The organism is Bacteroidales bacterium, from assembly GCA_029210725.1.
GTDB lineage: Bacteria > Bacteroidota > Bacteroidia > Bacteroidales.
Genome location: JARGFM010000031.1, coordinates 26,421 through 39,274, shown reverse-complemented (window position 1 = coordinate 39,274; position 12,854 = coordinate 26,421). Strand labels below are relative to the sequence as shown.

Genomic DNA, 12,854 nt, shown 5'->3' with positions numbered 1-12,854 from the left:
GATTGCGATGTAGTATCTTGGTTTGAAAATCGGAATGAAAAAACCCGGATTTTGGAGTTTATGAATTAATCAGGCTAAGAGTATTTGTGCGGCCTTACAAGACCTCGGGTTTCTTCTTTCTGTAGATAACAAAGAGGACTGAAAATCCAATAATCATAAAGATAGGGAGTATGCCCATGCTTTGCAAAGCAACACTCGTGTCATTCTCTTCAAGGATCTTACCCATGACCGGCATAAACATGGATGCTGAAACAAATCCTGCTCCTCCAAGAAGAGAAAGCCCCAATGCTCCGGTCCTTGGAATATATTCAGAGCAAAATCCAAGCATGGTGGGCCAAAAATAGGTGATCCCAATGGCAAACAGGACGGCACCAACTACGGTCATACCAGATGAACTAACAAAGCTTAACACGTAGATACCGAGTGCCGCAAATACAGATGACAAAAGAAGCACACCAACGGGATTAATACGATGAACCAGTTGTCCTGCAAAAAACCTGCCCAGAGCCATGATGGTGGAAATAAGGGCCAGCAGGAGAATAGCACTCTCCACAGCACCTCCCAGCAAGGCGTTCACCCATTGATTGGTTACCAGTTCTGTGGAAGAGGTAAGAAGCATCAAGGAGAACATGATTGGGAATATCGCCTTTTCTTTATGTACCAGTTTTGCCTCCATAATAGATATCAGGGCAACCAATCCAATTAGAGCCAGGTACATCCATCCTTCCGGGAAATTCAGGACCTTGGTCGCCAGCAGAATCATGAGGGCCATGGATATGATGATAGTAAAAGGTGCCCCAACAGCCATCATCATCTCCTTGTAGCTGACCCCACTGGCAACACGTTCTGTTTCCGGAATTTTCTGTCCGAGGAAGATCACTCCATATATTACAAGCGGAATAAAAAGCAGGGCTGCATAAATCTGCCAGTTCATATCCATTTTATCCATCATGAAGTAGGCCAGCAGACTGCCGATCACAATCCCGGCAGGGAACCAGACGTGAAACCTGTTCAGCATCCTGGTTTTATCTTTCGGGTAGATGGTAGCAACCAGTGGATTGAAAGCTGCTTCAACAGTCCCGTTCCCAAGTCCGATAAAAACATTGGCTATAAACAGCACCTCTTTATTTTTTGCTAGAATAAATACAACAGCTCCGATTAACTGAAGTATAAATGCGGTCCAAACCAGGGTTTTTGTCTTTAAAATGTCGATCACAAATCCTCCCAGCACCATGGCAATGGTAAATCCCCAGAATGCAGGACTGAATGCCCAGCCGATGGCTTCTTTCGAAAGTCCGAAAATGCCGCCTTCCTCAACAGGGCCAAAGATCTCTTCAATTTTTGCCCTCATTGCAAAGGTCAGGGCCGTTACCAATAGTGCAAAACAGCTACCAATAAATAATCTTAGTTTGTTGTAGTTCTGTTCCATGTTTCAAGGTTTGAGATTAGTAGATGCGTTTCTGAAGTAGTTATTATATGGGAAACTCATGGCAATTTACTCGGCCCCCTGTTCCGCCGGAAGTTTGATCTGAGGATGCTGATTTGCTGCAGTATAGGCATTAAGCACCCGGAATCGTAGTTCAAAGGATTCCAGGGGCTCCAGGGTCTTCACCATCAGGCTGGTTTTTGTATGGGCTTTCAGCACAAATACCGGGGCAAAATTGTGCAGGCTGTAATCCGATATGTTTTCCAGAATCAGGTCGGCATCTGAGTGGTTGCGGATCTGAACTTCCGGTACAGCTCCTTTACCTGTTCTGGTGACTTCCAGCGACGCCTCCAGCAGCGGGATAAGAAATTCCGGATGACCAACCAATGTGTTTTTGAACCATACAACAGTCTGCCGCTGTTCCATGGCCCTTTGCATGGCTTCCGCACTTTTTTCCCTGGCAAACACCAGGGTAAGCGGCCTGTGTCCCCCTTCCGGAACCTGGTAAGTCCAGTCCACCAGACCGTGTACATCTGAGTTCCCCAGGAGGGTCAGCCCATACTTATTTGCAATTTCCAGCGCTTCACCGGAATAAGTATCATCGTTGTATACCTCTATGCCTGCAAATAACCCCTCTTCCAGCAGTTCGAGGTGCATTTCGGTCAGCGTGGCTACCCCGTCGGGTCTCTGAGCGGTCCAGTGCGGGTGGTTCCAGAAGACAAAGGCTCCCTGCCTTTTTGCCTCCCTGAATACTTCCATCACATCCTGCTGGTTCATCTTATTGACATCCTGGACAAATACGGCATTAAAATGACCGGGAGGCATCGACCGGGTAATCTCTGTTCCCGGAATGACCAGCAGCCCGGTTCCCTGGGCAGCCTTCAGGGCGAGTTCATAGCTGGTGTTCCGGTCAGGGTGAGGGATTTCCTTCTGATGTGGCTGGTATTCAATGTGATCTGTAATAGAAATTACATCCAGTCCATCCCTGAGTGCTTCCTGTACCCTGATACCGGGCCACACATGACCGTCTGAAAAGACCGTATGTATGTGAAGGTCGCATTTAAGGGTCACATAGCCGGGAATATGGGGAAACTCTATGGCACGGCTGTTTTCCTGTGGCTCATCCGATTGTGCCCAGATACCCAGAAAGAAGGAAAGGGAACAAAGAAATGTGAAGGCTGTTTTGCTTAGCTTGGCTCGAAACATGATGTGGTCAGGTTTTGTTGGTTTGCTCTCTCTAAAACTACAAAAAAGAATTGGGAGGCTTGAAAATTAAAAGTATTTTTAGGAGGCACTCAACAATTAATTCCTGGTACAGTAATGGATAGAGATTCAATGATCGACGCGCTGGAACATTCCGGCCATGCATATGATATTGTTGTAATCGGAGGCGGGGCCTCCGGACTGGGTGCTGCGCTGGAAGCTGTATCCAGGGGATACCGGACCATTTTGCTGGAACAGGATGATTTTGCCAAAGGGACCTCCAGTCGCAGTACCAAGCTGGTCCATGGGGGTGTGCGCTATCTGGCACAGGGGAATATTTCCCTGGTGCTGGAGGCCTTGAAGGAACGGGGAAGGTTAAAAAGGAATGCACCACACCTGGTAAAGGATCAGGCCTTTGTGATTCCTTGCTACCACTGGTGGTGCGTACCCTTTTATACCATTGGACTTACCCTTTATGACCTGATGGCAGGGCGCCTGGGAATCGGTCGCTCCGTTCCGCTCTCCGCACGGGGAGCACGTAAAGCACTACCGGCACTCAAGACTAAGAAGCTACGAGGAGGCGTGCGCTATTTCGATTGTCAGTTCGATGATGCCCGCCTGGCCGTGAACCTGGCTCAGTCTGTTGTTGAGAAGGGTGGGCTTGCAATCAACCATATGAAGGTAAAGGGACTGATCCCGGACGGAGGTAATGTCAGAGGTGTGACTGCGGAGGATGGTGAAAGCGGAAAAACCTATAAGATATCTGCTGCTGTAGTGATCAACGCCACCGGGGTATTTGTGGACGATATTCTGAAAATGGAGAATCCTGAGGCGAGGGATGTGGTAAAACCGAGTCAGGGGATTCACCTGGTGATGGATCCGGACTTTCTGAAAGGAGAGCAGGCTCTGATGATTCCCAAAACCTCCGATGGAAGGGTACTGTTTGCGGTCCCCTGGCACAACCGGGTGGTGGTGGGTACCACGGATGTGGAGAAACAGCATGCCGAGCTGGAGCCTCTGGCTGAAGAAGAGGAGGTGGAGTATATTCTGGAAACAGCCCGCCTTTATATGGAGCATCCTCCCAGCCGGTCCGACGTGCTGGCCGTGTTTACGGGATTAAGACCACTGGCTGCTCCGGCTTCCGAAGGCAAGAAGACCAAGGAGATCTCCAGGGGCCATAAGATTCTTGTTTCCGGAGGGGGACTGATTACACTTACAGGAGGGAAATGGACCACCTACCGGAAAATGGCCGAAGATGTGGTCGACGTGGCAGCCAGACAGGCCGGCCTGCCTGTTAAAAAGTCTGTCACCGCCACTTTGAAGATTTATGCTTACAGGGAGGGTGTCGACCGCAGCGATCCGCTGCACTGGTACGGCAGTGACCGGGAGCAGCTCGACAAACTGGTTTCGGAAGATCCTGCCATGGGTGAACTGATCAGTGAAAAACTGCAGATTATCAGGGCTCAGATCGTTTGGGCCGTAAGGGCCGAGATGGCCAGGAACCTGGAGGATTGCCTGTCTCGCCGTATCAGGGCCCTTCAACTGGATGTCCGGGAGAGTATCCGGATGGCACCTGCCGTAGCTTCAATCCTGGCCAAAGAGCTGGGTAAAGATAAAACCTGGGAAACACGACAGGTGGAAGCCTTTACCAAACTGGCAGCCCGGAATTTGTTAAACTGATGCCTGACCGGAGAACAGCAAGATCTTATAATATTCACTTAATATCGCGAACATGCTAAGTAATTCAGACAACAAATTTATCCTGGCCCTGGACCAGGGCACCACCAGTTCCCGGGCCATTGTCTTTGACCATTCCGGGACGATGGTGGGGGTGGCCCAAAAGGAGTTCCGGCAGATCTTTCCCAAACCCGGCTGGGTGGAGCACGATCCCATGGATATCTGGAATTCTCAGAACCGGGTAATGCACGATGCCCTGCGTAACGCCGGTGCCGGCGCCAGGGATGTGGCTGCCATAGGAATCACCAATCAGCGAGAAACGGCGTTAATATGGGACCGGGAGAGCGGGAAGCCCATATGCAATGCCATTGTATGGCAGGACCGCAGGACCTCTGAATTTTGTGATGAGCTGAAAGCCATGGGCCATAAGGACCTGATCCAGGAAAAGACCGGATTGGTCATTGATGCCTACTTTTCAGCTACCAAATGGAGGTGGATGCTGGATCACACTCCCGGAGCAAGGGAGGAGGCAGCCAGGGGTAAACTGGCACTGGGCACAGTCGATTCCTGGTTAATATGGAAGTTAAGCGGCGGGAAGGTTCATGTGACCGATGTGACCAACGCCAGCCGGACGATGTTATTTAATATTCATTCGCTGAAGTGGGATGAAGAGTTGCTGGAGCTCTTTGGCATCCCTGAGAGCATGCTGCCAGCGGTAAAATCTTCTTCGGAAGTTTACGGAGAGACTTCACGGGGAATTCTCTCCGTGCCGGTGCCCATTGCCGGAATAGCAGGAGATCAGCAGGCTGCCACCTTCGGACAAATGTGTCTCTCGCCGGGTTCGGTCAAATGCACCTATGGAACAGGTTGCTTTATTCTTTGCAACACCGGGGAGGAGCCGGTCAGTTCGAAAAGCAACCTGATAACGACCATTGCCTGGCAATTGAATGGGAAGACCACGTATGCCCTGGAAGGAAGCATCTTTATCGGAGGTGCAGTGATCCAGTGGTTGAGGGATGGTCTGGGTCTGATCAAGAACTCGTCGGATGTAGAGAAACTTGCCGAATCGGTGGAGGATAATGGGGGGGTTTACTTTGTACCTGCCTTCACCGGGCTGGGGGCCCCTCACTGGGACCAGTATGCCCGGGGGATGATTGCCGGACTGACCCGCGGAGTTACAGCCGGACATATAGCCAGGGCTGCCCTGGAGAGTATTGCTTTCCAGGTGAATGATGTAATGGGAGCCATGGAGAGCGATGCCGGTATTCAGATCGGCGAACTGAAGGTGGATGGGGGTGCTGTGGTTAACGACCTGCTGATGCAGTTCCAGGCCGATCTGATAGGAATCCCGGTGATTCGTCCCGAGAACATCGAGACCACCGCCCTGGGGGCTGCCTACCTGGCCGGACTGGCTACCGGTTTCTGGGAATCGCTGGAAGAGATCGGGGAGCAGTGGGCAATGGACCGTAATTTTACCAGCAAGGTCTCCCGGGAAAGGCGCCAGACTCTGAAAAAGGAGTGGGAAAAGGCTGTTTCCAGGAGCCGCGCCTGGCAGGATCCCCAGGTATGATCCATAAACAGAACCATTAAACATGATCGATAACTCTTAGACTGAATCTTATGCTGAACGAAATCTTTGCAGAATTTATAGGCACCTTTCTCCTGATACTGCTCGGTAACGGGGTCGTGGCCAATGTGGTACTAAAGGATACCAAAGGAAATAACGGTGGATGGATAGTAATTTCACTGGGGTGGGGACTGGGTGTATTTGTGGGGGTTGCAGTGGCCGGACCCGTATCCGGGGCACATATTAATCCTGCCGTTACCCTGGGACTGGCAGCTGCAGGGAGTTTTGCCTGGAGCCAGGTACTTCCTTTTATTGCCGCACAGATGGCCGGAGCTGCAGCCGGAGCCGGAACCGTATGGCTTTATTATCGTCACCACTTTAACCGAACAGAGGACCAGGGCGCACAGCTGGGATGTTTTGCAACGGGTCCTGCCATTCGAAAGCCTCTTAATAATTTTATCAGTGAGGTGATCGGCACTTTTGTATTAATCTTTGTGATCCTTTACATCGCTGATCCAAGCATACAGCTGGAGGGAACGGAAGTGAATATGGGACTGGGCACCCTGGGGGCATTGCCTGTGGCTTTGCTGGTGACGGCCATCGGCCTCTCGCTGGGCGGGACCACCGGCTATGCGATCAATCCGGCCAGAGACCTGGCTCCCAGGATCATGCATAATTTGCTGCCCATGGACCACAAAGGGGGCAGTGACTGGGGCTATGCCTGGATCCCGGTAATCGGACCGATTATCGGCGCTTTGATTGCAGCTGGGCTTTTCCTGCTTCAGGGAATCGTGGTGGGATAGTCGTATTGATAAGCTTAGACCAGGACCGGTTTGAAAAAATAATCTCCAACCCTGTTTGAGCTTTAGTTTTGTTAAAAAGACGAGCCGGGATTCACTTTTTTACAGTTGCAAAACACTAAATTTGAAGATATTTTCCAAAACAGGCATCATGAAGAGAGATCTTGAACTTTTTACATTCATTGAACACGAACAGCAACGTCAAAGAAGGGGTATTGAACTGATTGCCTCTGAAAATTTTGTCAGCACCCAGGTGATGGAAGCCATGGGCTCCTGTCTGACCAATAAATATGCCGAAGGCTATTCGGGTCATCGCTACTACGGGGGATGTGAGGTGATTGACAAGGTGGAGGACCTGGCCATAGAGAGGCTCTGCCAGCTCTACGGGGCGGAGTACGCCAATGTGCAGCCCCACTCGGGTGCCCAGGCCAATATGGCGGTCTTCCTGACCGTTTTGGAACCGGGCGATACTTTTATGGGCCTCGACCTGAGTCACGGGGGGCACCTGTCGCATGGCTCCCCGGTCAACAGCTCCGGTATTCTGTACCGGGCCGTATCCTACGGATTGGATGAGCGTACAGGGCGGATCGATTATGAAGCCATGGAGGAGGTGGCCCTTAAAGAGCGTCCCAGGATGATCGTGGGCGGGGCTTCGGCCTATTCCCGTGAGTGGGATTATAAACGGATGCGGGAGATTGCCGATAAGATCGGAGCGATTCTGATGATTGATATGGCCCATCCGGCGGGCCTTATTGCTGCCGGCTTGCTGGATAATCCGCTTCCCTACGCTCATGTTGTCACGTCGACCACTCACAAGACCCTTCGCGGGCCAAGGGGCGGAATTATCCTGATCGGGAAGGATTATGAGAATCCCTGGGGAAGGGCCACCAAGAAGGGGGTGATCCGTCAAATGTCATCCCTGATCAATTCGGCGGTCTTTCCCGGGATCCAGGGAGGGCCCCTGGAACATATCATAGCGGCCAAGGCTGTGGCTTTTGGAGAGGCGCTTACGGACGAATTCAAGATCTACCAGGCCCAGGTTAAGAAGAATGCAGTCATCATGGCCGATGCATTTATGAAGAAGGGATACAAGGTGGTTTCTGATGGTACCGATAACCACTCCATGCTGATTGATCTGCGGACCCGGGTGGCGGATACTACCGGCAAGCAGGTGGAAAACACCCTGGTGGAGGCGGATATCACCGTAAATAAAAATATGGTTCCCTTTGATTCCAGGTCGCCTTTCCAGACCAGCGGAATCAGGGTGGGTACTCCTGCCATCACCACACGGGGGGTGAAGGAAGATCTGATACCGGGGATTGTGGATCTGATCGACCGGGTCATTATGAACATTGATGATAAATTACTGATTGAAAAAATCCGCCGGGAAGTAAACGAAATGATGGTCGATTTCCCCATGTTTGCCTGATCGCAGCTGCATGGAGTGGTACACCTATATCCTGGTTATATCCATCGGATTCATCGCCGGCATCATCAATACACTGGCAGCCGGAGGTTCCCTGCTGACCCTTTCTTTGTTGATGGCACTGGGGCTTCCACCCAATATGGCAAACGGGACCAACCGGATTGCCATTTTTCTTCAGAATGTGGTGGGAGTGAACCGCTTTCACAAGGAGAAGGTCATGGATTTTCCTTCCGGATTCAAGGTGGGTATCCCTGCGCTGCTGGGTGCCATTGTTGGTGCCTTTGTGGCTGTGAACCTGAATGACGAAGTGATGAAACTGGCCATTGCCGGGGTGATGATCGTGGTATTTTTCCTGATGCTCCTGAAACCCAACCGCTGGATTAACAGCCATGAAGAGCATCCCCCGATTCCTTACTGGCTTCAGGCGGTCATCTTCTTTTTTACAGGGATTTATGGCGGTTTTATCCAGGCAGGAGTGGGGTTTTTTCTGCTTACCGGCCTGGTGCTGGCAAGCGGATTTGAACTGGTGAAAGCCAATGCCCTGAAAATCTTCGTCATCCTGCTTTATACCCCGCTGGCCCTGGTAGTTTTTTTCCTGCACGGAGATGTGGATCTTTGGATGGGGCTGGTACTGGCCGTTGGGAATATGCTCGGGGCCCTGGTAGGTACAAAGATAGCTGTGAAACGGGGAGCTGTGTTTATCAGGTATGTGGTGCTGGCGGCTATCCTGGTTGCAGCCACCAAGCTGATCTGGGATGCTTTCAGGGTACTATGATGTACCTGATCCAGCCGGTCTGCCTGTAGTTGGCACTCTGATCCACGGAAAACTTACTCTGCCTGGCAGCTTCCACCACCATATCCCAGATGCACTTATTCTGGTAGGTGGAACTGGTCACAATGGCGCTGACCACATTCCCGTCCCGGTCCACCTGGACCTCCACCCGGACCTCAATCTTCTGCGTCACATCACAGCCCGACATATTGGGCTTGGGTAAACTCCCCCTGGCCTTTCTGGAACCCAGCCCTCCGAAGGAGATTCCATCGCCCAGTCCGCCTCCGGTACCGTAATTGTCCGCATCGGGACTTCCGTTCGGATCGCCCTGGTTTCCGCTTCCCTGCGTAATTCCTTCCGAGCCTTCCGTTTCACCAAGCCCCTGTCTTCCAAAGGCATCCCGGCCCAGATTGTTGAGCCTCTCGGCCTGGGCCTGCCTTTCCCGTTCAATGCGCTCCTGTTCCTCTCTTCGTTCTCTTTCAATCCGCTCCTGCTCTACGCGCTGCCTTTCGAGTTCCGCCTGTCGCTGTCTTTCCAACTCCTGCTGCCGCTGTCTTTCCAGCTCTTCTGCAGTGGGTTTGGGCTCTTCTCTCACCCGGGTCTCTTCCACATCCTGAGTCTGGTCGACCTCTTCCGGCTCAGGCGGGGTATAAGCTTCCCTGGTCTCCTCCGCCGGTTCCTGATACTCTTCCTCTTCCACGGGTTCCTGGCTTTGAGAGACCTCCATATCGGGATTCCCTGCCTGCTGATCATCCCCCATAGGCTCATATTCTCCCAGGCCGGACTCATCGGTGCCGAAGTTGACCAGTATCCCTTCCTCCTCGGGCGGGGGATCGGGGAAGGTAAGCCCGGCAAACACCAGCAGCAAAAGCAGCAGTGCATGATAGACAATAGTTGCTAAAAGGCCTCTTCTGTTAAGCTTCATGGTACTTATATAACGGTCAGTCCGATGGTCTGGTTCCAAGTATCACCTTGTACCGGTTTCGTTTGGCGATTTCGAGAAAGGCAAAAACCTCTTCCATGTTGAGATCCCGGTCCGCATTCAGGCGGACTGTCGGAGCCTCTCCGTAGTTTTCAAGTTTCTTCCGAAGAACACTTTCCAGTTCTGAGAGGGCATACTCCTGGTCGTCCACAGAGATCACTTTATCCCGGGCGACAGATACTACCAGAACCGGGTTGGCCTGAGTCTGGTTGTTACTCTCCGGAAGCTGAACATTTTGCGCCGCCGGCGATATCAGGGTGGAGGCGATCATAAAAAAGATCAGCAACAGGAATACAATGTCGGTCATGCCCGACATGGCAAAGTTCTTATTGGCTTTATGTCTCGATTCTATGGCCATTAAAGTTGTTTCAGCACCACGGTGTAATCTTTTTCAGCTGCCACATTCATAACAGCTACCGCATCACCCACTGAAACAGCCGGTGAAGTAAGCACCCTGATGGTGGGATCGGGCAGCCCGCGGAGTTTGGATTCAAGAACCAAACCCAGGTTCTCCAGCGAGACTGTTCTGCCATCGACCGTGATGCGGCTTCCGCTGTGAATGGTTACCGTGGGGATAAGCGATTCTCCCTCCACGGTCACCTGCCCTCTGCTGGGCAGTAGCATCTTCAGGGCATTGGGGGCAATCAGGGTGGAGGTAAGCATAAAAAAGATCAGCAACAGGAATACAATGTCGGTCATGCCCGACATGGCGAAATTATCCAGGACCCTGTTTCTGGGTTTGAGTGCCATCTTTCCTATTTTGCAGGTTCGTTAAGCAGGTCGATGAACTCGGAAGTGCCTGCCTCCATATTGTTGATCACCTTATCGACCCTGGCTACCAGTGTGTTATAGGCAAAATAGGCGATAATACCTACAGTCAGACCGGCCACGGTCGTGATCAGTGCGGTGTAGATACCGCCGGAAAGCTGTCCCACATTGATATTGTTCCCTGCGGTAGACATCTGGTGAAAGGCCTGCACCATCCCGATAACCGTTCCCAGGAAACCGATCATGGGCGCTCCTCCGGCCACGGTGGCCAGAGTGGGTAATCCCCTTTCCAGTTTATAGATCTCCAGCCGGCCAACATTCTCAATGGCCGCATTGACATCGTTGAGCGGGCGACCAATGCGGCTGATTCCCTTATCGATCATCCTGGCTACCGGATTATCGGTGGACTGGCAAAGCGTATGGGCCGAATCGACCTTACCATCAATGATATAGTCCTTTATACGGTTCATGAAGGTCTGATCGACCCGGGCCGCTTTCTTGATGGCAAACCAGCGTTCAAAAAATATATAGACTGCGATAAAGCTCAGGATAACGATGGGTAGCATCACCCAGCCGCCCTTCAGGGCAATATCAATAAAAGATTCCGTTGAGGTAGCCTGTATACTACTGGTATCCAGGCTTGTAACCTGAAGAATAATCAAGTTTTTCATGCGATTCAAATTTCCGTCGAATATATGAAATAAAACGGGATATACTTCGATGTAGTATATCCCGTTATCAAAGATTCAGTTCTTTTATTAACAGCTACTTCTCAGCGGCTTAATGGTGTATAATAAGAGATTGCAGATAGTAAACACCAGCACCAGCCACATATCCCAGAAGTGCCAGAAGAGAAATCCGTTTCAGATACCAGATGAAATCGATTTTCTCCATCCCCATGGCGGCAACTCCTGCGGCAGATCCTATGATCAGAATACTGCCTCCGGTACCGGCACAATAAGCCAGGAACTCCCAGAACAGGCCATCCTGAACGAAGTTGCTGGCATATTCTATGGCAGCAGGATCGACCAGGGTGGCAATATGGGCGGCGTCTTCAATGGGATACATGCCCATGGCCCCTGCCACCAGCGGTACATTATCCACCACGGCGGAGAGAATGCCGATGGCCATATCGATCAGGAAGATGTTCCCCAGGTTCTCATCCAGCCATCCGGCCATGATGGTCAGTTGTCCGGCACTCTGAAGCGCGGCGACGGCCGACAGAATCCCCAGGAAGAAAAAGATGGTGGGAGTGTCGACCTTTTGCAGGATGTAAATCACCTTTAGTTTTTTCTTGACCTCATCCGGTTTGTTTTTATGCAAAAGCTCAGAGGTCAGCCAGATCAATGACAATGAAAAGAGCATGCCCATATAAGGAGGAAGGTGGGTAATGGTTTTGAAAACAGGAACAAACAGGAGTCCGCTTACACCCAGTATCAGCATTAATTTGCGTTCAAATGGCCGGGTGTAGATCTTTTCATTTTCATCAATCTCGGGCCGGCTGACCTCCCCTTTTAAAGTGAAACTGAGCAAGGCCAGGGGAACAATCATGGTGAAAAGACTGGGTAAAATAACCCTGGTGATGATGGCCCCGGTAGTTACCTGTCCACCGATCCACAGCATGATGGTGGTCACATCTCCAATGGGCGACCAGGCACCACCGGCATTGGCTGCAAGCACCACCATGGAAGCAAAGAACCAGCGGGTCTCTTTTTCGGAGATCAGTTTTCGAAGCAGGGCAACCATCACAATGGTCGTGGTCAGGTTGTCCAGGGCAGCGGACATAAAGAAGGTGAGGAAACTGAGAATCCATAAGAGCTTCACTTTTTTGGTGGTCTTGATCCTGTCAGTAATAATCTTGAACCCGTCATGTTTGTCAATGACCTCAACAATGGTCATGGCGCCAAGCAGGAAGAAGAGGATCTCGGAAATCTCACCCAGGTGATGGATGATCTCTTTATCCACGATGAAATGACGCATGGCCTGGATTCCGGTTTCTCCGTGTCCTTCGCCACTGTGAATATAGGAGTTCCAGGCTTCACTCAGTCCGGCCGTAAAAATGTCATACGCGCCAAAAATGTAAAGAACCCACAGCAAAGTGCCAATTGCCAGAGCCGGGATGGCCTTATCAACGTGCAGCGGGTGTTCCAGGGCTATGGCGAGGTATCCCAGAACAAAAACAATAACCATTACAATAAACATGATCTGTAGATTAAGTTAGGATTTAGAAGTT

At 51.2% G+C, this 12,854-nt stretch carries 12 protein-coding genes; 5 read left to right on the top strand and 7 right to left on the bottom strand.

Features of this window, described 5'->3' with window-relative positions:
- Positions 1–94 precede the first annotated feature (94 nt).
- Positions 95–1,429 (bottom strand): MFS transporter, encoded by a 1,335-nt coding sequence (locus tag P1P86_14110; protein MDF1576319.1) that lies wholly within the window; start codon positions 1,427–1,429, stop codon positions 95–97.
- Between the two features lie 66 nt (positions 1,430–1,495).
- Positions 1,496–2,632, bottom strand: a complete 1,137-nt coding sequence (locus P1P86_14105; protein ID MDF1576318.1) for an Sb-PDE family phosphodiesterase — start codon at positions 2,630–2,632, stop codon at positions 1,496–1,498.
- Positions 2,633–2,746: 114 nt separating this feature from the next.
- On the opposite strand from P1P86_14105, the gene P1P86_14100 reads away from it, so the two are divergent.
- The 5 genes from P1P86_14100 to P1P86_14080 all read left to right on the top strand — a co-directional run bounded on the left by P1P86_14100 (position 2,747) and on the right by P1P86_14080 (position 8,874).
- Positions 2,747–4,309, top strand: coding sequence for a glycerol-3-phosphate dehydrogenase/oxidase (locus tag P1P86_14100; protein MDF1576317.1), 1,563 nt, complete (start codon positions 2,747–2,749; stop codon positions 4,307–4,309).
- Positions 4,310–4,361: 52 nt separating this feature from the next.
- Positions 4,362–5,876, top strand: a complete 1,515-nt coding sequence (gene glpK, locus P1P86_14095; protein ID MDF1576316.1) for a glycerol kinase GlpK — start codon at positions 4,362–4,364, stop codon at positions 5,874–5,876.
- A gap of 50 nt (positions 5,877–5,926) precedes the next feature.
- Positions 5,927–6,676, top strand: a complete 750-nt coding sequence (locus P1P86_14090) for an aquaporin family protein (GenBank protein MDF1576315.1) — start codon at positions 5,927–5,929, stop codon at positions 6,674–6,676.
- Positions 6,677–6,824: 148 nt separating this feature from the next.
- Positions 6,825–8,102, top strand: coding sequence for a serine hydroxymethyltransferase (locus P1P86_14085; protein MDF1576314.1), 1,278 nt, complete (start codon positions 6,825–6,827; stop codon positions 8,100–8,102).
- Between the two features lie 10 nt (positions 8,103–8,112).
- Entirely contained in the window at positions 8,113–8,874 is a 762-nt protein-coding gene (locus P1P86_14080; protein ID MDF1576313.1) for a sulfite exporter TauE/SafE family protein, read from the top strand.
- Here the strand turns inward: P1P86_14080 and P1P86_14075 are convergent.
- From P1P86_14075 to nhaD, 5 genes are all read right to left on the bottom strand, one after another.
- Positions 8,861–9,796: a hypothetical protein gene (locus P1P86_14075; GenBank protein MDF1576312.1), complete on the bottom strand. Its 936-nt coding sequence runs from the start codon at positions 9,794–9,796 to the stop codon at positions 8,861–8,863. The two genes, P1P86_14080 and P1P86_14075, sit on opposite strands and share 14 nt — an antisense overlap.
- Before the next feature lie 16 nt (positions 9,797–9,812).
- The gene (locus P1P86_14070) at positions 9,813–10,211 is read right to left on the bottom strand and encodes a biopolymer transporter ExbD (protein ID MDF1576311.1); all 399 of its coding nucleotides are present in this window, start codon (positions 10,209–10,211) and stop codon (positions 9,813–9,815) included.
- Complete coding sequence (locus P1P86_14065; protein MDF1576310.1) at positions 10,211–10,603, bottom strand: biopolymer transporter ExbD; 393 nt, start codon at positions 10,601–10,603, stop codon at positions 10,211–10,213. Before P1P86_14065 ends, P1P86_14070 begins: the two co-directional genes overlap by 1 nt.
- A 5-nt stretch (positions 10,604–10,608) precedes the next feature.
- Positions 10,609–11,292 (bottom strand): MotA/TolQ/ExbB proton channel family protein, encoded by a 684-nt coding sequence (locus tag P1P86_14060; GenBank protein ID MDF1576309.1) that lies wholly within the window; start codon positions 11,290–11,292, stop codon positions 10,609–10,611.
- 109 nt (positions 11,293–11,401) lie between these two features.
- Positions 11,402–12,823 (bottom strand): sodium:proton antiporter NhaD, encoded by a 1,422-nt coding sequence (nhaD, locus tag P1P86_14055; GenBank protein MDF1576308.1) that lies wholly within the window; start codon positions 12,821–12,823, stop codon positions 11,402–11,404.
- Positions 12,824–12,854: the final 31 nt, after the last annotated feature.

Coding starts and splice junctions, on each gene's coding strand:
- P1P86_14110 (MDF1576319.1), bottom strand. CDS start 1,429: ATGGAACAGAACTACAACAAACTAAGATTATTTATTGGTAGCTGTTTT.
- P1P86_14105 (MDF1576318.1), bottom strand. CDS start 2,632: ATGTTTCGAGCCAAGCTAAGCAAAACAGCCTTCACATTTCTTTGTTCC.
- P1P86_14100 (MDF1576317.1), top strand. CDS start 2,747: ATGGATAGAGATTCAATGATCGACGCGCTGGAACATTCCGGCCATGCA.
- glpK (MDF1576316.1), top strand. CDS start 4,362: ATGCTAAGTAATTCAGACAACAAATTTATCCTGGCCCTGGACCAGGGC.
- P1P86_14090 (MDF1576315.1), top strand. CDS start 5,927: ATGCTGAACGAAATCTTTGCAGAATTTATAGGCACCTTTCTCCTGATA.
- P1P86_14085 (MDF1576314.1), top strand. CDS start 6,825: ATGAAGAGAGATCTTGAACTTTTTACATTCATTGAACACGAACAGCAA.
- P1P86_14080 (MDF1576313.1), top strand. CDS start 8,113: ATGGAGTGGTACACCTATATCCTGGTTATATCCATCGGATTCATCGCC.
- P1P86_14075 (MDF1576312.1), bottom strand. CDS start 9,796: ATGAAGCTTAACAGAAGAGGCCTTTTAGCAACTATTGTCTATCATGCA.
- P1P86_14070 (MDF1576311.1), bottom strand. CDS start 10,211: ATGGCCATAGAATCGAGACATAAAGCCAATAAGAACTTTGCCATGTCG.
- P1P86_14065 (MDF1576310.1), bottom strand. CDS start 10,603: ATGGCACTCAAACCCAGAAACAGGGTCCTGGATAATTTCGCCATGTCG.
- P1P86_14060 (MDF1576309.1), bottom strand. CDS start 11,292: ATGAAAAACTTGATTATTCTTCAGGTTACAAGCCTGGATACCAGTAGT.
- nhaD (MDF1576308.1), bottom strand. CDS start 12,823: ATGTTTATTGTAATGGTTATTGTTTTTGTTCTGGGATACCTCGCCATA.